Origin of the sequence: Streptomyces sp. NPDC056169, from assembly GCF_042268445.1 — a bacterium.
Taxonomy (GTDB): domain Bacteria; phylum Actinomycetota; class Actinomycetes; order Streptomycetales; family Streptomycetaceae; genus Streptomyces.
On record NZ_JBHJUO010000019.1, the window covers coordinates 45,884 to 67,676 of the forward strand.

Annotated in this window: 19 protein-coding genes; 7 read left to right on the top strand and 12 right to left on the bottom strand. The window is 72.9% G+C overall.

The genetic code is table 11. From position 1 onward, the window contains the following. Positions 1-25 precede the first annotated feature (25 nt). Genes ACFC0G_RS29380 through ACFC0G_RS29415 form a run of 8 tightly spaced genes read right to left on the bottom strand, consistent with a single transcriptional unit; the run spans position 26 to position 6,903 of the window. Entirely contained in the window at positions 26-2,008 is a 1,983-nt protein-coding gene (locus ACFC0G_RS29380; protein ID WP_376408680.1) for an NADH-quinone oxidoreductase subunit L, read from the bottom strand. Further along, positions 2,005-2,394: an NADH-quinone oxidoreductase subunit NuoK gene (gene nuoK / locus ACFC0G_RS29385; RefSeq protein ID WP_376408683.1), complete on the bottom strand. Its 390-nt coding sequence runs from the start codon at positions 2,392-2,394 to the stop codon at positions 2,005-2,007. Before nuoK ends, ACFC0G_RS29380 begins: the two co-directional genes overlap by 4 nt. After that, a complete protein-coding gene (locus tag ACFC0G_RS29390; protein ID WP_376409012.1) occupies positions 2,394-2,948 on the bottom strand; it encodes an NADH-quinone oxidoreductase subunit J in 555 nt (184 codons plus the stop codon). The genes nuoK and ACFC0G_RS29390 overlap by 1 nt, the downstream gene beginning before the upstream one ends. Next, positions 2,948-3,520 carry a NuoI/complex I 23 kDa subunit family protein gene (locus ACFC0G_RS29395; RefSeq protein ID WP_376408685.1) on the bottom strand — a complete coding sequence of 191 codons (573 nt, stop codon included), beginning with the start codon at positions 3,518-3,520 and terminating at the stop codon, positions 2,948-2,950. Before ACFC0G_RS29395 ends, ACFC0G_RS29390 begins: the two co-directional genes overlap by 1 nt. Positions 3,521-3,522: 2 nt before the next feature. Then, positions 3,523-4,491, bottom strand: a complete 969-nt coding sequence (locus ACFC0G_RS29400) for an NADH-quinone oxidoreductase subunit H (RefSeq protein ID WP_376408688.1) — start codon at positions 4,489-4,491, stop codon at positions 3,523-3,525. Then, complete coding sequence (locus tag ACFC0G_RS29405) at positions 4,488-5,915, bottom strand: NADH-quinone oxidoreductase subunit C (RefSeq protein ID WP_376408691.1); 1,428 nt, start codon at positions 5,913-5,915, stop codon at positions 4,488-4,490. Before ACFC0G_RS29405 ends, ACFC0G_RS29400 begins: the two co-directional genes overlap by 4 nt. Continuing rightward, positions 5,912-6,484: an NADH-quinone oxidoreductase subunit B gene (locus tag ACFC0G_RS29410; protein WP_376408694.1), complete on the bottom strand. Its 573-nt coding sequence runs from the start codon at positions 6,482-6,484 to the stop codon at positions 5,912-5,914. The genes ACFC0G_RS29405 and ACFC0G_RS29410 overlap by 4 nt, the downstream gene beginning before the upstream one ends. Beyond that, positions 6,475-6,903 carry an NADH-quinone oxidoreductase subunit A gene (locus ACFC0G_RS29415; protein WP_189800433.1) on the bottom strand — a complete coding sequence of 143 codons (429 nt, stop codon included), beginning with the start codon at positions 6,901-6,903 and terminating at the stop codon, positions 6,475-6,477. Before ACFC0G_RS29415 ends, ACFC0G_RS29410 begins: the two co-directional genes overlap by 10 nt. Before the next feature lie 156 nt (positions 6,904-7,059). On the opposite strand from ACFC0G_RS29415, the gene ACFC0G_RS29420 reads away from it, so the two are divergent. From ACFC0G_RS29420 to ACFC0G_RS29440, 5 genes are all read left to right on the top strand, one after another. Continuing rightward, positions 7,060-8,232, top strand: a complete 1,173-nt coding sequence (locus tag ACFC0G_RS29420; protein ID WP_376408697.1) for a sensor histidine kinase — start codon at positions 7,060-7,062, stop codon at positions 8,230-8,232. A 278-nt stretch (positions 8,233-8,510) separates the two neighbouring features. Then, positions 8,511-9,797 carry a sensor histidine kinase gene (locus tag ACFC0G_RS29425; protein ID WP_376408700.1) on the top strand — a complete coding sequence of 429 codons (1,287 nt, stop codon included), beginning with the start codon at positions 8,511-8,513 and terminating at the stop codon, positions 9,795-9,797. Positions 9,798-9,929: 132 nt separating this feature from the next. Further along, positions 9,930-10,589: a response regulator transcription factor gene (locus tag ACFC0G_RS29430; RefSeq protein ID WP_056652441.1), complete on the top strand. Its 660-nt coding sequence runs from the start codon at positions 9,930-9,932 to the stop codon at positions 10,587-10,589. A 358-nt stretch (positions 10,590-10,947) separates the two neighbouring features. Then, on the top strand, positions 10,948-12,885 hold the full coding sequence (locus ACFC0G_RS29435) for a 2-oxoacid:acceptor oxidoreductase subunit alpha (protein WP_376408703.1): 1,938 nt from the start codon (positions 10,948-10,950) through the stop codon (positions 12,883-12,885). Continuing rightward, the gene (locus ACFC0G_RS29440) at positions 12,878-13,939 is read left to right on the top strand and encodes a 2-oxoacid:ferredoxin oxidoreductase subunit beta (protein WP_376408706.1); all 1,062 of its coding nucleotides are present in this window, start codon (positions 12,878-12,880) and stop codon (positions 13,937-13,939) included. The genes ACFC0G_RS29435 and ACFC0G_RS29440 overlap by 8 nt, the downstream gene beginning before the upstream one ends. A gap of 47 nt (positions 13,940-13,986) precedes the next feature. On the opposite strand, the gene ACFC0G_RS29445 is transcribed toward ACFC0G_RS29440, so the two are convergent. The 4 genes from ACFC0G_RS29445 to ACFC0G_RS29460 all read right to left on the bottom strand — a co-directional run bounded on the left by ACFC0G_RS29445 (position 13,987) and on the right by ACFC0G_RS29460 (position 19,729). Continuing rightward, a complete protein-coding gene (locus tag ACFC0G_RS29445) occupies positions 13,987-16,164 on the bottom strand; it encodes a bifunctional serine/threonine-protein kinase/ABC transporter substrate-binding protein (protein WP_376408708.1) in 2,178 nt (725 codons plus the stop codon). 3 nt (positions 16,165-16,167) lie between these two features. Further along, positions 16,168-18,408, bottom strand: a complete 2,241-nt coding sequence (locus tag ACFC0G_RS29450) for a bifunctional serine/threonine-protein kinase/ABC transporter substrate-binding protein (RefSeq protein WP_376408710.1) — start codon at positions 18,406-18,408, stop codon at positions 16,168-16,170. Then, the gene (locus ACFC0G_RS29455) at positions 18,405-19,178 is read right to left on the bottom strand and encodes a hypothetical protein (RefSeq protein ID WP_376408713.1); all 774 of its coding nucleotides are present in this window, start codon (positions 19,176-19,178) and stop codon (positions 18,405-18,407) included. Before ACFC0G_RS29455 ends, ACFC0G_RS29450 begins: the two co-directional genes overlap by 4 nt. Before the next feature lie 146 nt (positions 19,179-19,324). Next, entirely contained in the window at positions 19,325-19,729 is a 405-nt protein-coding gene (locus ACFC0G_RS29460; protein ID WP_376408716.1) for a winged helix-turn-helix transcriptional regulator, read from the bottom strand. A gap of 103 nt (positions 19,730-19,832) precedes the next feature. Between ACFC0G_RS29460 and ACFC0G_RS29465 the strand changes: the two genes are divergently transcribed. After that, the gene (locus ACFC0G_RS29465) at positions 19,833-20,696 is read left to right on the top strand and encodes an SDR family oxidoreductase (RefSeq protein WP_376408718.1); all 864 of its coding nucleotides are present in this window, start codon (positions 19,833-19,835) and stop codon (positions 20,694-20,696) included. 92 nt (positions 20,697-20,788) lie between these two features. Further along, positions 20,789-21,793, top strand: coding sequence for an EamA family transporter RarD (gene rarD, locus ACFC0G_RS29470; RefSeq protein WP_376408721.1), 1,005 nt, complete (start codon positions 20,789-20,791; stop codon positions 21,791-21,793).

Below are 21,793 nucleotides of genomic sequence, written 5' to 3' on the forward strand. Positions count from 1 at the left end.
CGGATTCGCTGATATCGATCACGGCTCACGCTCCGGCGACGGCGTTGGCGAGGGCGACTGCGGCGATCACCAGGACGACGGAGCCGGCGAGCAGGGCGCTCAGATAGGTCTGGACGTTGCCGGTCTGGGCACGGCGGACGAGCCAGCCGAGGCCCTGGGCGGAGTTGCCCGCGGCGCGGACGTAGGTGTCGACGACCTCGCGGTCCAGGAAGCGGACCAGGGAGGCGGCGGCGAGGACGGGGCGGACGAACGCGGCCCGGTAGACGGCGTCCAGGTGGAAGCCGTCGGCGGCGGGGGCGTACAGCGGGCCCAGGAGGGCGCGGCCGGGGTCGGCCGGGTCCTCGGCGGGGTGCGGCAGGTGCAGCGCCTCGGCCTCGACCAGGCCGGCGTCGGCGTCCGGGTGGGCCACGTGCGGGGCCGGGGGCCGTACGACGGCGGTCCTCGCGGCGAGGGTGCGCCAGACCGCGTAGGTGATCACGGCTCCGGCGACGGCGAGGCCCGTGCCCAGGACGGCCGTGGTGACGGTCGGGGTGAGCGGGTGGCCGTCGAACCAGTCGTCCAGGTAGGTGACGGCAAGGCCGAAGCCCAGGGAGGGGATCGCGAGGACCCACAGGACGGTCGTCATGGCGATCGGCTGGCGGCCGTGGTCGGGGGCCTCGGCGCCCCGGCCGCGGAAGGTCCGCAGCCACAGGCGGAGCGCGTACGCCGCGGTGAGGAGCGCGGTGAGCAGCCCGGCGACGAGGACGGTCCAGCCGGCCCCGGCGGGGGCGACGCTCCGGTCCCCGAGCGCGGTGTGCTCGGCGGCCACGAGGACGGCGTCCTTGGAGAAGAAGCCGGCGAAGGGCGGGATCGCGGCGAGCGCGAGGAGGGCGACGGTCATCGTCCAGTACGCGTCGGGGATGCGCTTCGCGAGGCCGCTCATGCGGGACATGGCGGTGAGCGAGTTCGTCCCGGCGGCGTGGATGACGGTGCCGGCGGCGAGGAAGAGGAGCGCCTTGAAGGCGCCGTGCGAGATGAGGTGGAAGACGGCGGCCCCGCGGTCGCCGACCGCGAGGGCGCCGGCCATGTAGCCGAGCTGGCCGATCGTCGAGTAGGCGAGGACCCGCTTGATGTCGTCCTGGGCGAGCGCGGCCAGTGCCGAGCCGACCATCGTGATCGCGGCCATCACCGCGAGCACGGTCATCGCGGCGGCGGAGGCGGCGAAGACGGGCAGCAGCCGGGCCGTGAAGTAGATGCCGGCGGCGACCATCGTCGCCGCGTGGATGAGCGCGGAGACGGGGGTGGGGCCGGCCATCGCGTCCGGGAGCCAGGTGTGCAGCGGGAACTGGGCGGACTTGCCGGCCACGCCCGCGAGCAGCAGCAGCGCGATCAGGGTGGGGTGGTCGAGGCCGCCGCTCGCGACGGTGCCGAGGACACCGGTGATGCGGAAGGTGCCCGCGTCGGTGGCGAGCGCGAAGAGACCGATGAGGAAGGGGACGTCACCGAGCTTGGTGACGAGGAAGGCCTTGAGGGAGGCGGCCCGCGCCTCGGGCGTCTCCCAGTAGTGGCCGACGAGGAAGTACGAGCAGATGCCCATGATCTCCCAGCCGACCAGGAGCACCATCAGGTCGCCGGAGTAGACGACGAGGAGCATCGCGGAGGTGAAGAGGGAGACGAGCGCGGCGTACGACGGGTAGCGGGGGTCGTCGCGGAGGTAGCCCGTCGAGTAGATCTGCACGCAGGTCGCGACGACGCCGACGAGGACGGCGACGAGGGCCGCGAAGCCGTCGATGTAGAGGGCCAGGTCGATGGGGACCGAACCGGTCGGGGTGAGCTCGGTGGCCGCGACGATCGGCTTGCCCCCGCCCTGGCGGGCGGCGACGAGGACGGCGAGGACGGCCGCCGCGAGCGTCGGGAGCACGGCGAGCGGGCGGACGAAGCCGGGCGCGGTGCGGCCCAGGAGAAGTCCGGCGACGGAGCCGAGGAACGGGAGGAGGGGGACGAGGACGGCGAGGGTCGTGGTGGTCACGCGGTGGCCTCGGCCTTCTCGCCGTGGGGCGTGTCGTCTGCGGGTGCGTCGGTGTCGGATGCCCCGTCCGGGGACTCCGGCCGTTCCGCCGTGTCGCGGAGGCGGTCGACGTCCGCGGTGCCGCGGTTGCGGTGGACCATCAGGACGATCGCGAGACCGATGCCGATCTCCGCGGCGGCGACGGCGATGGTGAAGAGGGTGAGGGCCTGCCCGGCGTGCAGGGTGTCGCGGAGCCAGACGTCGAAGGCGACCAGGTTGAGGTTGACGGCGTTGAGCATCAGCTCGACGGACATCAGGACCAGGATCGCGTTGCGGCGGGCGAGGACGCCGTACACGCCGACACAGAAGAGGAGGGCGGCGAGGACCGCAGGATAGGCGAGGTGCATCAGCGCTCCTGCTCCTTCTTGCGGGAGAGGACGATCGCGCCGACCAGCGCGGCCAGGAGGAGCACCGAGAGGGCCTCGAAGGGCAGCACCCAGTGCTTGAAGAGGGTGGCGCCGGTGACCTCGGTGGAGCCCTGGACGGCTCCGTCGAGGTCGATCCAGGTCGTACGGAACGCGTCGACGACGACCCAGACGAGCGCGACGGCGGCGGCGAGCGCGACGCCGAGGGCGACCGGGCGGTTGCCGGAGTCGGCGTCCGGGGAGCGGCCGATGGGGGCCTTGGTGAGCATGAGGCCGAAGAGCAGGAGGACGACGACGGAGCCGACGTAGATCAGGACCTGCACCCAGGCGATGAACTCGGCGGTCAGGAGCAGGTACTCGACGGCGAGCCCGCCGAGCGCCACGACCAGCCAGAGGGCGGCGTGGACGAGTTGGCGCGTGGTGACGGTGACGACGGCGGCGCCGAGGGTGACGAGGCCGACGAGGAGGAAGGCGATCTCGACGCCGGAGGGCGAGAGGAAGCCGGGGGCCTCCGCGGCCGCTTGTGCTGCCAGGATCACTGCTGTTCCTCCTGGGCCTCGGCGGCTGCGGCCTTCTCCGCCGCCGCCTTCTCGGCCGCCTTCTCCGCCGCCTTGCGGGCCGCGGCGATCTCCTTCGGTTCCTCCGCCTTCGGGTCGAGCGCGGGCGGCTCCGGGACCGTCCACATCCACTCGCGGAGCTTGTCGCGCTCGTGGGTCAGCTCGTGGATGTCGGTCTCCGCGTACTCGAACTCCGGCGACCAGAAGAGCGCGTCGAAGGGGCACACCTCGATGCAGATGCCGCAGTACATGCAGAGCGAGAAGTCGATGGCGAAGCGGTCGAGGACGTTCCGGCTGCGCTCGCGGCCGCCGGGGGCGGCGGCCGGCACCGTCTCCTTGTGGGAGTCGATGTAGATGCACCAGTCGGGGCACTCACGGGCGCAGAGCATGCAGACCGTGCAGTTCTCCTCGAACAGTCCGATGACCCCGCGGGTGCGGGGCGGCAGCTCGGGCTGGACGTCCGGGTACTGCGCGGTGACGGTCTTCCGCGTCATCGTGCGGAGCGTGACGGCGAGGCCCTTGGCGAGGCCGGAGCCGGGGATGGGAGGCATGGTTACTGGATCGCCACCTTCACGATGCCGGTGAGCGCGATCTGCGCGAGGGCGAGCGGGACGAGCGTCGTCCAGGCGAGCTTCTGGAGCTGGTCCTCGCGCAGGCGCGGGTAGGTCACCCGCAGCCAGATCACGACGAACGCGAGGACGGCGGTCTTGAGGAGCGTCCAGACCCAGCCGAGTCCGTCACCGCCGAAGGGGCCGTGCCAGCCGCCGAGGAAGAGGACGGTGGTGAGACCGCAGAGGACGACGATGCCGGCGTACTCGGCGAGCAGGAAGAGCGCGAAGCGGAGGCCGGTGTACTCGGTGTACGCGCCGAAGATGATCTCCGAGTCGGCGACCGGCATGTCGAACGGGGGCCGCTGGAGCTCGGCGAGACCGGCGACGAAGAAGACGATCGCGCCGACGATCTGCCAGGGCAGCCACCACCACTCGAAGGCGTTCAGGATGCCGGGGAGGGAGACGGTGCCGGCGGCCATCGCGACGGACGCGGCGGCGAGCAGCATCGGGAGCTCGTAGGCGAGCAGCTGGGCGGCGGTACGGAGACCGCCGAGCAGCGAGAACTTGTTGGCGGACGCCCAGCCGGCCATGAGGCTGCCGAGCACGCCGATGCCCATCACGGCGAGCACGTAGAAGATGCCCGCGTCGACGACCTGGCCGACGGCGCCCTCGCTCGGCCCGATCGGGATCGCGACGAGGACGAGGAGGTACGGGAGGAGGGCGACGGCCGGCGCGAGCTGGAAGATCCGCCGGTCCGCGTCCTTCGGGACCACGTCCTCCTTCTGCGCGAACTTCACGCCGTCGGCGACGAGCTGGGCCCAGCCGTGGAAGCCACCGGCGTACATGGGGCCGAGGCGGCCCTGCATGTGGGCCATGACCTTGTGCTCGGTCTGCCCGACGACCAGCGGCAGGACGAGGAACACGCCGAAGACGATCAGAAGCCGGACGGCGACGTCGAGTGCGTCGTTCACGCGGGGTCGCCTCCGGCGGGGTCGGTGGGTTCGGTCGGTTCGATCGCCTCTTCCCGCCCTGCGGGCGGCGGGGCTTGGGGGGCGTCGGGCTGGGGGCCGGGCTCGGGCTGGGCGGCGGGCTCGGCCGGGGTGGCCGGGGCGTCGGGCTTGGCCGGGGCCGGGGCTGTCGGCTCGGCCGGGGTGGCCGGTGCCTCGGGCTCCGCCGGGGTGCCCGGTGCCTCGGTCGGCTCAGCCGCCGGGGCGGCCGGGCTCTCGGCCGGAGTGGCCGGTGCGGCCGGGTCCGGGGTGGCCGGTGCCTCGGGCTCCGCCGGGGTGCCCGGTGCCTCGGTCGGCTCCGCCGGCGGGGCGGCCGGGGGCTCGGCTGCGGTGGCCGGGGCTGCCGGGGTTTCCGGGTTTTGTGGTTTCTCGTCGAAGGCCGGGCGGGCGTGGTGCCAGGGGGCGTCCGCGCTGCGGGTGCGCGGGGTGGCGTCCGTCGTCGCGCCCTGCTCCGGGGTCGCCTGGCTCGCCGAGCCGTCGGCGGCCGTGCGGGAGCGGCGCGGCGGGCGCGCCGTGGGCGGGGCCTCCGCCGGCGCGTCCCCTGTCGGGGTCGCCTGGCTCGCCGAGCCGTCCGCTGCCGTGCGGGAGCGGCGCGGCGCGGGCGGGGTTCCGGGCTCCGGAGTGCCCGGCTGGGCCTCCGTCGCGGGTGTCTGGCTTGCCGAGCCCTCCGTCACGGAGCGGGAGCGGCGTACCGGCGCGCCGGCCTCCGGGGTCGGCTGGGTCGCCGAGCCCTCCGTCACCGAGCGGGTGCGGCGGGCGGGGCGGTCGCCCGCGGCCGCCCGGGCCGGGCGGGCCGGGGCCGGGGGGAGCTGGCCCTTCTGGGGGCCCCACTCGTTGGGGTCCGGCACGCCCGGCGGGAGCATCTGGCGGCGCTTCGGGCCTCCGCCGTCGTGGGACTCGCCCGGCTCCTTCGCACCCGGCCACGCCTTCGCGACGCGGGCCGCGAGGACGAAGTCCTTGCGGAGGGGGTGGCCCTCGAAGTTCTCGGGGAGGAGGAGCGGGACGAGGTGGGGGTGGCCGGTGAAGTCCACGCCGAACATCTCGTGGGTCTCGCGCTCGTGCCAGCCCGCGCCCGCGTACACGCCGATCGCCGTCGGGAGGGCCGGGGCCTCGTGCGGGACCGTCGTCCGGACGAGCAGGCGGCGCGGGGCGTGGCCGGCCGTGAGGGCCACCACGTGCGCGCAGACGCGGAAGCCCGTGCCCGGCTCGTCGACCGCGCTCAGCCAGTCGAAGTAGGTGCAGCCCAGCTCGTCGCGGGCCGTCGTGAGGGCCTCGATCCAGGAGGCCGGCGGGACGTCGACGGTCAGCAGGTCGTACGCCTGCTCCGCCGTCGCCTCCTCGCCGAAGATCTCCGTGACGGAGTCGGGGAGGGAGTCGTACGTACTCATGACCTGTCTCCCGGCGGCGGCGTCAGCGGGCTGGTCAGTTCCGCGACCGACGCGGTCGACGCCGTCGTCGCGTACCGCTCCGCCAGGCTCTCGCGCGCGATCTTCTCCTGGAGCTTGAGGATGCCCTGGAGGAGCGCTTCGGGGCGGGGCGGGCAGCCCGGTACGTACACGTCGACCGGGATGATCTGGTCGACGCCCTTGGTGACCGAGTACGAGTCCCAGTAGGGGCCGCCGCAGTTGGAGCAGGCGCCGAAGGAGATCACGTACTTCGGTTCGGGCATCTGCTCGTACAGGCGCTTCACGGCCGGCGCCATCTTGTCCGTCACCGTGCCGGAGACGATCATCAGGTCCGCCTGGCGCGGCCCGGGCGCGAAGGGGATCACGCCGAGCCGGATGAAGTCGTGCCGGGCCATCGACGCGGCGATGAACTCGATCGCGCAGCAGGCGAGGCCGAAGTTGAAGACCCACAGGCTGTAGCGGCGGCCCCAGTTCAGGACCACCTTCATCGGCTCGGGCGCCAGGCGGGCGAGCGTCCCCAGCTTCGGAGCGGGCAGCGGTGTTACGTCCATGACAGGACGCCCTTCTTGTACGCGTAGAGCAGCCCCACGGCCAGGAAGCCGAGGAAGACGAACATCTCGACCAGGGTCGTGGCGCCGTAGCCGGGCGCCGCGAAGACCGTCGCCCAGGGGAAGAGGAAGATCGAGTCGACGGCGAAGATGACGTAGAGGAAGGCGTACACGTAGTAGCGGACCTGGGTGTGGGCCCAGCCCTCCCCCACGGGGTCGACACCGCACTCGTAGGTGAGGAGTTTCTCGGGTGTCGGCACGACGGGCCTGAGCAGTCGCCCGGCGCCGAACGCCACGGCGACGAAGAGCACGCCGACGACGGCGAGCAGCCCGACGACGGAGTACGTCTGGAAGTAGTCCGCCGCGTCGGCCGCGACAACGGTCGGTTCCCGCACGTCCGCCCCTCGGTCTCGGTGTCTCATGGGTCACTTCTGTACGCACGCGAGTCTAGGCCCTGTTAAAAGGACCGTAAGCGGTCCCCGGGTACTCCTTGGTAGCCCCCGGTGGGGATATCCCTACCGCCTCTCACCCACCTCCCCCATGGCGTCGCGCGCTCCGCGACCGGCAGGCTGGGGGCCATGAGCGCCGATCATGAATCTCCCGGTTCCGCCGATGCCCCCCGTCCGCCCGTGCGGTCCGCCTACGGGAAGGAGACGTGGAAGGAGATCTCCTTCCTCCTCTCCAACCTCTTCACGGCCCTGGCCGGGTTCGTCTACGCGGTCGTGACCGTCGTGCTCGGCGTGAGCCTCTCCGTCACGGTGATCGGGCTGCCGCTGCTCGCCCTCGGTCTCGGCGGCGCGCGCTGGCTCGGCCGGTCGGAGCGGGCGCGGGCCCGCGCGCTGCTCGGGGTACGGGTCGCGGAGCCGTCCCGGATGCCGCGGCGCCGCGGCTTCTTCGCCTGGCTGTGGTCCTCGCTGAAGGACCCGGTCGCCTGGCGGACCCAGCTGTACGGGCTGATCCGGCTGCCCTGGGGCATCGTGACGTTCACGGTCACGCTCGTCTCGCTCTTCGTCCTCTGGCCCGTCCTGCCGTTCATCTCGCGCGGTCTCGCCAACGCCGACCGGGGCATGGTCCGCGGGCTGCTGTCGCCCTCCGACGAGCTGGAGCGGCGGATCGCCGAGCTGGAGTCGGACCGGGGCGTGGTCGTGGACACGGCCGCGGCGGACCTGCGGCGCATCGAGCGGGACCTGCACGACGGCGCGCAGGCCCGGCTCGTCGCCCTCGCGATGGGGCTCGGGCTCGCGAAGGAGAAGCTCCTGGAGGACCCGGAGGGGGCCGCGGCGATGGTCGACGAGGCCCACGGCGAGGTGAAACTCGCGCTCCAGGAGCTGCGGGACCTGGCCCGGGGCATTCACCCGGCGGTCCTCACGGACCGGGGGCTGAGCGCCGCGCTCTCCTCGGTGTCCGCGCGCTGCACGGCGCCGGTGAAGGTGTCGGTGGACCTGGCGGAGCGGCCGGCCGAGGCGATCGAGGGCATCGCGTACTTCACGGTCTCCGAGCTGCTCCAGAACGTCTCCAAGCACGCGGGGGCGCGGTCCGCGTCCGTGGAGGTGTGGCGGGCCGAGGAGCGGCTGATGCTCCAGGTGCGCGACGACGGTGTCGGCGGCGCGCGGCTCGACGGCGGGACGGGGCTCGCGGGTCTTGCGGAGCGGCTCGGGGCGGTGGACGGCCTCCTCGTCGTCGACTCCCCGGAGGGCGGCCCGACGACGGTCACGGCGGAACTGCCGTGGCGCCCCCGCCCCACCGCGTGAGCCCTGGGCCGTGATCACCGGGCCGCAACCGCCCGGTCGTCAGCATCGGGCCGCGACCGCCCGGTCGTCAGCACCGGGTCGTCAGCACCCGGCCGTCAGCGTCCGGCCGTCAGCGTCCGGCCGCCAGCCCCCGGCCGTCAGCACCCCACCGAAGGCCCCGCGGGTAGGGAAAACCCCCGCCCCGAGACGCCCACTCCCCTCATGGTCCGGGGCGCGGCGAGACGGAACCCTGGAACACGTACCGCCCCACTCCCCTTGAGCAGAGAAGGACGACCGTGATGGCCTCCCCCCGACTCCCCGCCGCGATCCGCGCGCCGTTCGAGGCCCGCACCTGGCGTGCCCTCGGCTACGTGCTGATCGGGCTGCCGCTGAGCGTCTGCTGGTTCGCGCTCTCCGTCGCCTTCGTCTCGGCCGGCGCCGGCCTGCTCATCACCTTCCTCGGTGTGCCGATCCTGGCCGGGGCGCTCGCGATGTGCCGGGGCTTCGGCGCGGTCGAGCGGGCCCGGGCGCGGGCGCTGCTCGACGTCGACGTGAAGGCGCCGGAGCCGGTGCGCGGCAAGACCGGCGGGGCGTTCTCCTGGATGGGGGCCATGCTGAAGAGCGGGGCGTCGTGGCGCCACCTGCTGTACGCGCTCCTCCACATGCCGTGGGCCGTCTTCGGCTTCTCGGTGACGGTGGCGCTGTGGGCCTGGGGCTGGAGCCTCTTCACGTACCCGCTGTGGCAGTGGATCTTCCCCACGTGGGTCGGGCAGGACGGCATCCAGCTGTACGGGGACGCCACCCACCACATGTACCTCGACAACACCTTCGAGATCGCCGTGACCAGCCTGATCGGCCTGCTGTTCGTCCTGATCGGGCCGTGGGTGCTGCGCGGGGTCGTCGCCGTCGACCGGTTCCTCGTCGCCGGGCTGCTCGGCCCGTCGCGGCTGGCGTCCCGCGTGACGGAGCTGGAGTCGGACCGGGGCGTGGTCGTGGACACGGCCGCGGCGGACCTGCGGCGCATCGAGCGGGACCTGCACGACGGCCCGCAGGCCCGGCTGGCCTCGCTCGCCATGGACCTGGGGCTCGCGAAGGAGAAGCTGGCGGAGGACCCGAAGGCCGCGGCGGCGATGGTCGACGAGGCGCACGGCGAGGTGAAGGTCGCCCTCAAGGAGCTGCGGGACCTGGCCCGGGGCATCCATCCGGCCGTCCTGACCGACCGGGGCCTGGACGCGGCGCTCTCGTCGGTGGCCTCCCGGTGCTCGGTCCCGGTGTCGGTGGACGTGGACCTGCCGGCCCGGCCGGTCGCGGCGATCGAGGGGATCGCGTACTTCTCGGTCTCGGAGCTCCTGCGGAACGTCACGGAGCACGCACGGGCGCGGCGCGCCTGGGTGGACGTGTGGCGGGCCGGCGACCGGCTGATGCTCCAGGTGCGGGACGACGGTGTCGGCGGCGCGGAGGCGGCGGCGGGCCGGAGCCTGGCGGGGCTCACCGAGCGGGTCGGGGCGGTGGACGGGGTGCTGGCGGTGGACTCGCCGGCGGGCGGTCCGACGACGGTGACGGTCGAGCTGCCCTGGCGTGCGTAGCGGTGCTCCGGCCGTCGCGGCCCGCCCCGGGGTGCTCCCCCGGGGCGGGCCGCTTCCTGCGATGCTGGGGCCGATGTCGACCGTCGGAGCAGGGGGCTGTGGGACGTGGGTGTACAAGAGGTGACGGACCGGGTGCGAGTGGTCATCGCGGAGGATTCGGTGCTGCTCCGTGAGGGGCTGACCCGGCTGCTGACCGACCGGGGGCACGAGGTCGTCGCCGGGGTGGGTGACGGCGAGGCGCTGGTGAAGCTGGTGGCCGGGCTCGCGGACGAGGGCGCGCTGCCGGACGTGGTCGTCGCGGACGTGCGGATGCCGCCGACGCACACGGACGAGGGCGTCCGGGCGGCGGTGCGGCTGCGCAAGGAGTACCCGGGTCTGGGTGTCCTGGTGCTGTCGCAGTACGTGGAGGAGCAGTACGCCACCGAACTCCTGGCCGGTTCGAGCCGGGGCGTGGGCTATCTGCTGAAGGACCGGGTCGCGGAGGTCCGCGAGTTCGTGGACGCGGTCGTCCGGGTCGCCGGGGGCGGTACGGCCCTGGATCCCGAGGTCGTGCAGCAGCTGCTCGGCCGGAGCCGGCAGCAGGACGTGCTCGCGAACCTGACGCCGCGCGAGCGGGAGGTCCTCGGTCTGATGGCGGAGGGGCGGACGAACTCGGCGATCGCGCGTCAGTTGGTGGTGAGCGACGGCGCGGTGGAGAAGCACATCAGCAACATCTTCCTGAAACTGGGCCTCTCCCCGAGTGACGGTGATCACCGGCGGGTACTGGCGGTGTTGACGTATCTGAAGTCCTGAATATCTGACACCCTGTCAGAAGTTGGCGCGGCCGCGCGTGACCGAGTGCGGCCGAGTGCGGCTGGAGCGAGGCCGGAGCGACATCGGGGAGGCTGCCGACCGTCCGACAACCGGAGGGTCCTAGATCCAATGGATGAGGCGTAACGCGACCTTCCGGAACAATCCGGGTGGCGACAGAACGTGACAATTCAGGGCAAGAGGGCGTCTCAAAAAGAGGTCCGGTATGCGAGAAGTCCCGGGAGGGCCCCCCTTACCGTCGTAGGGTGGGCCACGGGACGACCGGTGATCGGCCGGCGTCTCCCGAGCCTTCTCCCGCCTCCGGCGGAGAGTCCCCTTGCCACGAGGGAGGTCCAGTTCAGTGACCAGCCAGGTCAGTAGCGAGGCCGGTGAGGCCCTGCTCGGGGAGCAGCGCAGCGCCCCGGCGACGGCCCACCACGGCACCGAGAAGGAAGTGCGCCGTCTCGACCGGGTGATCATCCGCTTCGCGGGCGACTCCGGCGACGGCATGCAGCTCACGGGTGACCGCTTCACCTCGGAGACGGCGTCCTTCGGGAACGACCTCTCCACGCTGCCGAACTTCCCGGCCGAGATCCGGGCACCCGCCGGAACCCTGCCGGGCGTCTCGTCCTTCCAGCTGCACTTCGCCGACCACGACATCCTGACCCCGGGCGACGCCCCGAACGTGCTGGTCGCGATGAACCCGGCCGCGCTCAAGGCCAACATCGGCGACGTGCCGCGCGGCGGCGAGATCATCGTCAACACCGACGAGTTCGCCAAGCGCGCCATGGCCAAGGTCGGCTACGCGACGTCGCCCCTGGAGGACGGGTCGCTGGACGGCTACCGGGTCCACCCGGTGCCCCTGACCACGCTCACCATCGAGGCCCTCAAGGACTTCGGCCTGTCCCGGAAGGAGGCCGAGCGGAGCAAGAACATGTTCGCGCTCGGGCTGCTCTCCTGGATGTACCACCGGCCGACCGAGGGCACCGAGAGGTTCCTGCGCCAGAAGTTCGCGAAGAAGCCGCAGATCGCCGAGGCCAACGTGGCCGCCTTCCGGGCCGGCTGGAACTTCGGCGAGACCACCGAGGACTTCGCCGTCTCCTACGAGGTCGCCCCGGCGACCCGGGCCTTCCCCACCGGCACCTACCGGAACATCTCGGGGAACCTGGCCCTCTCGTACGGTCTGGTCGCCGCCTCCCGCCAGGCGGACCTGCCGCTCTACCTCGGCTCGTACCCGATCACCCCGGCCTCGGACATCCTCCACGAGCTGTCCAAGCACAAGAACTTCGGCGTGCGCACCTTCCAGGCCGAGGACGAGATCGCCGGCATCGGCGCCGCGCTGGGAGCCGCCTTCGGCGGTGCCCTCGGCGTGACGACCACGTCCGGCCCCGGTGTGGCCCTCAAGTCGGAGACGATCGGCCTCGCGGTCTCCCTGGAACTGCCGCTGCTGATCGTCGACATCCAGCGCGGCGGCCCGTCCACCGGTCTGCCCACCAAGACCGAGCAGGCCGACCTCCTCCAGGCCATGTACGGCCGCAACGGCGAGGCCCCGGTGCCGATCGTGGCGCCGAAGACGCCCGCCGACTGCTTCGACGCGGCGATCGAGGCGGCCCGGATCGCCCTCACGTACCGCACGCCCGTCTTCCTGCTCTCCGACGGCTACCTGGCCAACGGCTCCGAGCCCTGGCGCATCCCGGACGTCGACGAGCTCCCCGACCTGCGGACGCGGTTCGCGACCGGACCCAACCACGAGCTGGCCGACGGCACCGAGGTCTTCTGGCCGTACAAGCGCGACCCCGAGACCCTGGCCCGCCCCTGGGCCGTGCCCGGCACCCCCGGCCTCGAACACCGCATCGGCGGCATCGAGAAGCAGGACGGCACCGGCAACATCTCGTACGACCCCGCCAACCACGAGTTCATGGTCCGCACCCGCCAGGCCAAGATCGACGGCATCGACGTCCCCGACATCGAGGTCGACGACCCGGACGGCGCGACCACCCTCGTCCTCGGCTGGGGCTCCACCTACGGGCCGATCACCGCCGCCGTCCGCCGCCTCCGGGTCGCGGGCAAGCCGATCGCCCAGGCCCACCTGCGCCACCTCAACCCCTTCCCGAAGAACCTCGGGGAGGTCCTGAAGCGGTACGAGAAGGTCGTGATCCCCGAGATGAACCTCGGCCAGCTCGCCACCCTCGTCCGCGCCAAGTACCTCGTCGACGCCCGCAGCCACACCCAGGTCAACGGCATGCCGTTCAAGGCCGAACAGCTGGCCGCCGCCCTCAAGGAGACCATCGATGCCTGAGCCCACGGAGCTCCTGCTCAACCTGGTCCCCAAGGCCGAGGCCGTCCAGACGATGAAGGACTTCAAGTCCGACCAGGAGGTCCGCTGGTGCCCCGGCTGCGGTGACTACGCCGTCCTCGCCGCCGTCCAGGGCTTCATGCCCGAACTGGGCCTGGCGAAGGAGAACATCGTCTTCGTCTCCGGCATCGGCTGCTCCTCCCGCTTCCCGTACTACATGAACACGTACGGGATGCACTCCATCCACGGCCGCGCCCCGGCGATCGCCACCGGCCTCGCCACCTCCCGCCGCGACCTGTCCGTCTGGGTCGTCACGGGCGACGGCGACGCGCTCTCCATCGGCGGCAACCACCTCATCCACGCGCTCCGCCGCAACGTCAACCTGAAGATCCTGCTCTTCAACAACCGGATCTACGGGCTGACCAAGGGCCAGTACTCGCCCACCTCCGAGGTCGGCAAGATCACCAAGTCGACCCCGATGGGCTCGCTCGACGCGCCCTTCAACCCGGTGTCGCTCGCGCTCGGCGCGGAAGCCTCCTTCGTGGCCCGTACGGTCGACTCCGACCGCAAGCACCTCACCGAGGTGCTGCGGCAGGCCGCCGACCACAACGGCACGGCGCTCGTCGAGATCTACCAGAACTGCAACATCTTCAACGACGGCGCCTTCGAGGTCCTCAAGGACAAGGACCAGGCCCAGGAGGCGGTCATCCGCCTGGAGCACGGGCAGCCGATCCGCTTCGGCGCCGAGGGCGGCAAGGGCGTCGTCCGCGACCAGGCCACCGGCGACCTCCAGGTCGTCACGGTCACCCCGGAGAACGCGTCGCGGATCCTCGTCCACGACGCCCACGCGACCAGCCCCACCACCGCCTTCGCGCTCTCGCGGCTCGCGGACCCGGACACCCTCCACCAGACGCCCATCGGGGTGTTCCGGTCGGTGGAGCGCCCGGTCTACGACACGCTGATGGCGGATCAGCTGGAGACGGCCGTGGAGCAGAACGGCAAGGGCGACCTGGGCCGGCTCCTCACCGGCAACGACACCTGGACGGTGGCGGGGTAGCACGCGTACGACGTCAGGGGCCCGGCCGTGCGAACGGCCGGGCCCCTTCACGTGCCCTTCGCCGCCGCCTCGTCGAACTTCCCGAGGAAGCGGGGCACTCCGTCCTTCACCTGCCAGAGGAAGAGGCCCGCGAGGGCGGTGGGCCTGTTCTTGTCCGTGAAGACCGTGTACGTCTTGGAGAACCCTGTGTACGGGCTCCGCTGGAGATTGTTGCGAACCCCCGTGGCCGGCGACTCGACGTGGTCCAGAACCGCCGTGCGCACTGCCTGGAGCGCCCAGTTGGTGGCCTCGTACGCCTCCGTCGCGAACCGCTGGACGGGAGTCGTCCCGGCGAGCCCCCAGCGCTTCCGGTACGCGGCGGTGAACCGCCGGGCCGCCGCAAGCCCGTCGGGGTCGACATACCCCGTGCCGAAGAACCAGCCTTCGGCGGCCGGGCCGGCCAGGGTGAGGAACTCCGGCTGGAGCACGTACTCGACGCTGCCGCAGGGCCCCCGGTATCCCAGGTCGCGCAGGGCCCTGGCGCACAGCGCGGCCCGGCGCGGCGACACCCCCGCGAACATCACGCCCTGCGGGTCGGTCGCCAGGGCGGCCCGTACGGCGGGGCCGAAGTCCTCGCTGTCGGCCTCCACGGCGTGCGAGGTGGCCACCCCGCCCTTGTCCGGCGACGGCGGGTAGTCCTTCAGGTTCTTGACCGCCAACCAGCTGTACCGGCCGGCGGCCCTGTCCTCCACGACGGCGGTCCTGACGGCCCCGTGCTCGGTGAGGTAGCGGCCGAAGGGGACGATCATCAGGTCCTGAAGGGTCCGCGGCTGGAAGTAGGTGAGCGTGGTCTCCTGGCCCTTGATCTGACCGGCTTGGACGTCGGCGATGACACTCGCCAACGCCATCCCGGCGGCGGCGAGCGCGTCTCCCGCGGCGATGGCGGTCGCCGTGGCCGTCGGCCCCAGGACGCCCACCAGGTGAGGGTCCTTGAGCAGAGCCCGGGCGGCCGCCTCGGCGCGCGCCGGCTTCCCCCCGTCGTCCTCGACCCGGAGACGCACCTCGAAGGGCCGGTCGGAGCGGGCGTTGAACTCCTCCACGGCCAGCCGGATGCCGCGCTCCTGCCCCCGGCCGTCCGTCCTGGTGGGACCGCTCAGGTCGGTGAGAACGCCGATCGTGTACGTGGCGAGCGGGGCGCCGGTGCCGACCGTGCCCGTCCCGCCCGGTGTCCGGCTCAGCAGCCAGGCGGTCAGGCCGCCGGCTCCCGCCACGGCGGCGGCCGAGCCCGCCATGAGAACGCGTCGCCGCGAGATCCCCGGGGGCTGCTCGGAGTTCACCAGCATCGTCGGCTCGGCGACGGGCAGGTCCAGGACCCGTGACGAGCGCTCGGCGATGAGCGCGGGCAGGCCGGGCGGCAGCCAGTCCCCCGCCGGTCCCTCGGCGTCCCCCAGCGCCGCCCGCACCTCGGCCGCCGCCGGCCGGTCCGCCGGATCCTTGGCCAGACACGCGCCGACCAGCGGCAAGAGCGTGTCCGGTACGCCGTCGAGGTCGGGCTCCTCGTGGACGGTGCGGTAGACGACGGCCGCCACCCCGCCCGTACCGAAGGGACGTTCCCCCGTCAGCGCGTACGCGAGGACGCAGCCGAGCGAGAAGACGTCGCTGGCCGGGCCGACCTCGCCGGCCCCGGCGGCGCGGGCCTGCTCGGGGGCGAGGAAGCCGGGGGTGCCGATCATCGCGTCGGTGGCGGTCAGGGCGGTCTGCCCGGCGGACCGGGCGATGCCGAAGTCGATGAGCCGCGGCCCGTCGAGGGCGAGGAGGACGTTCCCCGGCTTGACGTCGCGGTGGACGAGCCCGGCGGCGTGCATGTCGGCGAGCGCGGCGGCGAGCCGGGCGCCCAGGGCCCGTACGGTCGGCTCGGGCAGGGCGCCGTGCAGGCCGACGGCCTCGGCGAGGGACGGCCCCGGCACGTACTCGGTCGCCAGCCAGGGCTCCCGGGCCTCCGGGTCCGCCCCGAGGACCCGGACGACCCAGCGGCCCGTGATGCGCTCGGCGGCGCGGGCCTCGCGGCGGAACCGCTCCCGGAAGCCCGGATCGGCGGCGTGCTCGGCGCGGATCAGCTTGACGGCGGCGAGCGCCCCGCCGCCGGAGCGGGCGAGGTAGACCACACCCATGCCGCCGGCGCCGAGGCGGCCGAGGATCCGGTACCCGGCGATGGCCGACGGGTCGGCCTTGCGGAGCGGCTGCACGGGTCAGGCCTTCTTGTCGTTCTTCGCGGGCTTGTTCGGCAGCAGGGGCGCTGAGCCGATCTGCTTGTACGCGCCGTTCTGCACCGCGAAGACGAAGGTGCCGCCGAGCCCCAGGTCGCCGAACTCGTTGAAGTGGTAACCGCCCATCGCGCCGGTGTACTTCTGCTTGCGCAGCGCGGCCCACAGGCCCTTGCGGGCGGGCTTGCCACCGGCCTTCGCCCGGGCCGTCAGCTGCTTGACCGTCATGGTGACCACGTCGTACGACTCGCCCGTGTAGTACGCGGGGCCCGTGTCGTACCGCTTGCGGTGGGCGGCGGTGAAGGCGGCGGCCGTCTTCTGCGTGGTGGGGTCGGCGACGGGCGCGCACACGAACCAGCCCTCGGCGGCGGCCCCGGCCTGCTTGAGGAACTCCTGGCCGAAGACGGCCTGGCCGGTGAACCTCGGCCCGGTGAAGCCGAGGCCGGTGAGGGCGCGGGCGGCGTGGACGGCCGTCTCGGTGACTCCGCAGTGGACGTACGCGTCCATCCCGGCGTCGATCATCTCGCCGAGCACCCGGCGGTACGCGGCGGCGTCGGCGTGGGCGGGGACGACCCGGAAGTGCGGGGTGATGCCGGCCTGCCCGAAGCCGAAGCGGACACCGCCGGTGACCTGCCAGCTGTAGTGGTCCTCGGTCCGGTCCTCCAGAACCCCGGGGCGGCGGATCTGGGGAAGCAGCGTGACGGCGAAAGAGAGGTGGGTGCCCGCGCTGATGTGGTTGGGGATGGCGCGCAGGAACGTCTCGTTCCGCGCGGTGTCCGACCGCAGGGTGAGCAAGTTGTATCCGGCCGAGACCGTGATCAGGGGGATCCCGGCCTCCTCGAAGGCGGGCATGACGGCCTGTCCGACGGCATCGGTGGTGGGGCCGAGGACGGCGAGGACCCCGGGGTCGGTGGTGAGGGTCTTGGCGGTCTCCAGGGCCCGGGAGCCGTCGCCCCGTTCGTCGACGACCTTGAGGTCGAGCGTGAAGGGTTTGTCCTTGCGGGCGTTGAACTGCTCGACGGCCAGCCGTGCGCCGCGCTCCTGGGCGCGGCCGATCTCCTTGGCGGGCCCGGACAGGTCGGCGAGGACGCCGATCGCCCAGCGGGTGCGGGGCGGAGCGGTCTTCTTGCCGCCGCCCTTGGCGTCGTCCTCGTCGTCGAGCCCCGCCCAGACGGCGGCCGCACCGCCGCCGACGGCCAGCACGGCGGCGCCGGAGGCGAGCAGCAGGAAGCCGCGTCTGCTCTTCTCCGGGGCGGCCGGGGCGGTGGTGCCACCGGTCTCGGTGACGTCGATCTCGGGGAGGGCGAGCATCCGGGCGGAGCGTTCGGCGATGGTCCGGACGACCGGGGCGGGCAGCCAGTCGGCTCCGTTGCCCGGGCTGTCCTCGACGAGCCGGACGCCGATCTCGGCCGCGGTGGGCCGGGCGGCCGGGTCCTTGGCGAGACAGGCCCTGACGAGGTCGAGCAGCCCTTCGGGGACGCCGGTGAGGTCGGGTTCGTCGTGGACGGTCCGGTACATCAGGGCGTCCACGGCGCCGGTGCCGAAGGGCGGGCGGCCGGTCGCCGCGTACGCGAGGAGGCAGCCGAGGGCGAAGACGTCGGCGGGCGGGCCGATGGCGTCGGTGCGGGCCTCGGCCTGCTCGGGGGCGAGGAAGCCGGGGGTGCCGACGACCATGTCGGTGGCGGTGAGCGCGGTCTCGCCGGTGGCGCGGGCGATGCCGAAGTCGATGAGGCGGGGGCCGTCGACGGCGAGGAGGACGTTGCCGGGCTTGACGTCCCGGTGGACGAGCCCGGCCGCGTGCACGGCGGCGAGGGCGCGGGCGACGGACCAGCCGAGGAGCCGGACGCTCCGCTCGGGCAGCGCGCCGTGCGCGGTGACGGCCTCGCCGAGGGAGGGGCCTGCGACGAAGGCGGTGGCCATCCACGGTTCGGGGGCGTCGGGGTCGGCGCCGGTGACGGGGACGGCCCAGGGGCTGGAGACCCGGCGGGCGGCCTCGACCTCGCGGCGGAAGCGGGCCCGGAAGTCGGGCTGGTCGGCCTGGTCGGCGTGGGTGACCTTGACGGCGGCGAGTTCGCCGGCTGCCGTGCGGCCGAGGTACACGACGCCCATGCCGCCGGCGCCGAGGCGGCCGAGGAGCCGGTAGCCGGCGATCGCCGACGGGTCGGAGGGCAGCAGCGGCTGGAGGGCGCCGGGCTCGGGGCGGGGCTGCGGGGTGGTGGCGCTCACGACTGGACCTCCAGCTCGTCCTGGGCGCGTTCGAGCATGGTGACGAGCGCCTGGATCTGTGCCTGGCTCGTGCCGATGGCAGCGCCCTGGTTCAACTCGGTGTAGCCGGGGGCGCCCTTGACGACGGTGGCGACGGTGACCTGGCCGATCCTGGACTGGTACCAGCTGTAGAACTGCTTCCCCTTCACGGCGTCGTTGAGGTAGGAGCCGCCCTCGCGGAGTGCGTCGTGGGCGGTGGCGTTGCCGCCGACGCCGAAGGGATTGCCGAGCGACATGAGGCCGGTGATGCGCTCGCCGTCGCGGAGTTTCTGGTCGGGGCAGCGCAGCACCTCTTCGAGGGTCGAGGCCATCTCCCAGTCGGCGTCGGACTCGGTGCGGTGCACGGTGACGGTGGCGGCGACCCGCAGGACGCCCTTGCCGCCGGCGGCGGGGATCTCGCTGTAGGCGGTGACGCTGGCGAGGACGTCGGCCGGTCGGGTGCCCGTCTCCCAGGAGCAGTTGGCGCCGAGGACGGGCCAGTAGTCCGGGTCGCTGAGGTAGGGCGTGCGCTTGACGTAGCCCGGGGCCCAGGCGTCGGGCCCGGCGACGACGGCAAGGGCGAGGCGCCGGGCCTCGGCTTCGGTCTTCGGCGCGCGCTCGGGGTCCGGGGTGAAGTCGAGGGCGGTCGGGGTGGGTGCCGGGGCGGTGGTCGGCGTCCTGGTGGGTGGTGGCGCCGCCGTGGTCGTACCGCCCTTGCCCTCCGGCTTCCCTCCGTCGGTGCACCCCGTCACGGCCAGCCCACCCACCAGCACGGCGCAGCAGGCGCGCCACAGTCTTCGGTCCCCGTATGCCACAGTTCCCCCACGGTCTTCACGGTCTCCCCCGACAGTGAGCAGATCGTACGGCCCGGCGCGGGCAACTCGCCCTGGTTACAGCATCATTGGGACGGACTCGTGGCACTCTCGCGACGCGACGCGTCGTACCGTCCGCGAGCCTCCTCGACGGCTCCGACCTGCCGCTCGGTCCAGCGGGCGAGCTCCCAGACCTGGCGGGCGGCCTCCTCGCCCAGGCCGGTGAGGGTGTAGTCGACGCGGGGCGGAATGACGGGCTTGGCGTCGCGGTGGACGAAGCCGTCGCGCTCCAGGGTCTGGAGGGTCTGGGCGAGCATCTTCTCGCTGACGCCGCCGATCGCGCGGCGCAGTTCGCTGAAGCGGTACGAGCGCTCCAGCAGGGCCGCGAGGATCAGGACGCCCCAGCGGCTGGTGACGTGCTCCAGGACGAGCCGGGAGGGGCACATCGGCTCGTTCACGTCGGGCTTCTTGACCTGTGGACTTACTCCCATACCAGTACCTTACTTCAAAGTGGGTACTTACGAAAGGAAAGCGCCCGTCGTACGGTGAGTGCATCGCCCACCGCACCCCACGGGAAAAGGAACAGGACACACCATGAGCATCGTCGTCACCGGAGCCACCGGACAGCTCGGCCGTCTCGTCATCGACGCCCTCCTCGCCACCGTCCCCGCCGGGTCCGTCGCGGCCGTCGTCCGCAACAAGGAGAAGGCCGCGGACCTCGCGGAGCGCGGCGTCGAGCTGCGGATCGCGGACTACAGCCGTCCGGAGACCCTGGCCGAGGCCTTCGGGGCCGGCGACCGGGTGCTCCTCATCTCGGGCAGCGAGGTCGGGCAGCGCGTCGCGCAGCACACCGCCGTGATCGACGCGGCCAAGGCGGCGGGCGTCGCCCAGCTCGCGTACACCGGCATCCTCGGCGGCCCGGAGGCCGACTTCGACCTGGCCGACGAGCACAAGGAGACCGAGCGGCTGATCCTCGCCTCGGGCCTGCCGTACACCTTCCTCCGCAACGGCTGGTACAGCGAGAACTACACCGCGAACCTCGCCCCCGTCCTGGCCCACGGCGCCGTCGTCTCCAACGCCGGCGAGGGCCGGATCGCCTCCGCCACCCGCGCCGACTACGCCGCCGCGGCGGCCGCCGTCCTGACCGGCCCGGCCGAGGAGCACGTGAACCGGGCCTACGAGCTGAGCGGCGACACCGCCTGGTCGCACGCCGAGTACGCGGCCGAGGTCGCCGCGCAGTCCGGCCGGGAGATCACGTACAGCAACGTCCCCGCCGAGGCCCACCTCGCGATCCTCACCGGCGCCGGGGTCCCGGAACCCTTCGCCGCGATCCTGGTCGACGTCGACCGGGCCGTCGAGCACGGCGCGCTCGCCCTGCGGACCGGCGACCTGGCCCGACTGATCGGCCGCCCCACCACCCCGATCGCCGTGACGATCAAGGAAGCCCTCGCCGCGTGAACTGTCATGACCGTATGGCGATACGGGCATGACAAGCAGCCCCGTGCGGCGCTACCTTCGACAGGACAGCGTGGCGCGGGGCAGGAGGTCCGGTGGAGACGAAGAACGAAGGACGAGCAGGATTGCTCTACGGGATCGGCGCCTACGGCATGTGGGGACTGGTCCCGCTCTTCTGGCCACTCCTCAAGCCCGCCGGCGCCGTCGAGATCCTCGCCCACCGGATGGTCTGGTCACTCGTCTTCGTCGGCCTCGCGCTGCTCGCGCTCCGCCGCTGGAGCTGGATACCGGAGCTCGTGCGCAGCCCGCGGAAGCTGGCGCTGATCACCGTCGCCGCCGCCGTCATCAGCGTGAACTGGGGCCTCTACATCTGGTCGGTCAACACCGGCCGCGTCGTCGAGGCCTCCCTCGGCTACTTCATCAACCCGCTCGTCACCATCGCGCTCGGCGTCCTGGTGCTCAAGGAGCGGCTGCGCCCGGCCCAGTGGGCGGCGGTCGGCGTCGGCTTCGCGGCCGTCCTGGTCCTCGCGATCGGGTACGGGCAGCCGCCGTGGGTCTCGCTCACCCTCGCCTTCTCCTTCGCGATCTACGGCCTGGCGAAGAAGAAGCTCAACCTCGGCGGCCTGGAGTCGCTCGCCGCCGAGACCGCGGTCCAGTTCCTGCCGGCGCTCGGCTATCTGATCTGGCTCGGCACCCAGGGCACCCTGGCGTTCGGCTCCGAGGGCACGGGCCACGCGGCCCTGCTCGCCGCCACCGGCATCGTCACGGCGGTGCCGCTGGTCTGCTTCGGCGCGGCGGCCATCCGCGTACCGCTGTCGACGCTCGGCCTCCTCCAGTACCTGGCGCCGACCTTCCAGTTCCTGCTCGGGGTCCTCTACTTCCACGAGGCGATGCCGCCGGAGCGGTGGGCGGGCTTCTCCCTCGTCTGGCTCGCCCTGACGCTCCTCACCTGGGACGCGCTGCGCACGGCCCGCCGCAGCCGGGCCGCGATGGCCGCGGCGGCGGCGGAGGCGGTGGCGTCCGCGGAAGCGGTGGCGGTGGCGTCGGTCGAGGCGGCGGCGCAGCCTTCCCCCGCGTCGGCGGTCCGCCCGGGGCGCTGA

Excerpts from the sequence above, each read along its gene's own strand:
- ACFC0G_RS29460 (WP_376408716.1), bottom strand. The coding sequence starts at position 19,729 with ATGGGAGTAAGTCCACAGGTCAAGAAGCCCGACGTGAACGAGCCGATG.
- ACFC0G_RS29465 (WP_376408718.1), top strand. The coding sequence starts at position 19,833 with ATGAGCATCGTCGTCACCGGAGCCACCGGACAGCTCGGCCGTCTCGTC.
- ACFC0G_RS29420 (WP_376408697.1), top strand. The coding sequence starts at position 7,060 with ATGAGCGCCGATCATGAATCTCCCGGTTCCGCCGATGCCCCCCGTCCG.
- ACFC0G_RS29410 (WP_376408694.1), bottom strand. The coding sequence starts at position 6,484 with ATGGACGTAACACCGCTGCCCGCTCCGAAGCTGGGGACGCTCGCCCGC.
- ACFC0G_RS29395 (WP_376408685.1), bottom strand. The coding sequence starts at position 3,520 with ATGCCTCCCATCCCCGGCTCCGGCCTCGCCAAGGGCCTCGCCGTCACG.
- ACFC0G_RS29405 (WP_376408691.1), bottom strand. The coding sequence starts at position 5,915 with ATGAGTACGTACGACTCCCTCCCCGACTCCGTCACGGAGATCTTCGGC.
- ACFC0G_RS29425 (WP_376408700.1), top strand. The coding sequence starts at position 8,511 with ATGGCCTCCCCCCGACTCCCCGCCGCGATCCGCGCGCCGTTCGAGGCC.
- ACFC0G_RS29415 (WP_189800433.1), bottom strand. The coding sequence starts at position 6,903 with ATGAGACACCGAGACCGAGGGGCGGACGTGCGGGAACCGACCGTTGTC.
- ACFC0G_RS29440 (WP_376408706.1), top strand. The coding sequence starts at position 12,878 with ATGCCTGAGCCCACGGAGCTCCTGCTCAACCTGGTCCCCAAGGCCGAG.
- nuoK (WP_376408683.1), bottom strand. The coding sequence starts at position 2,394 with ATGCACCTCGCCTATCCTGCGGTCCTCGCCGCCCTCCTCTTCTGTGTC.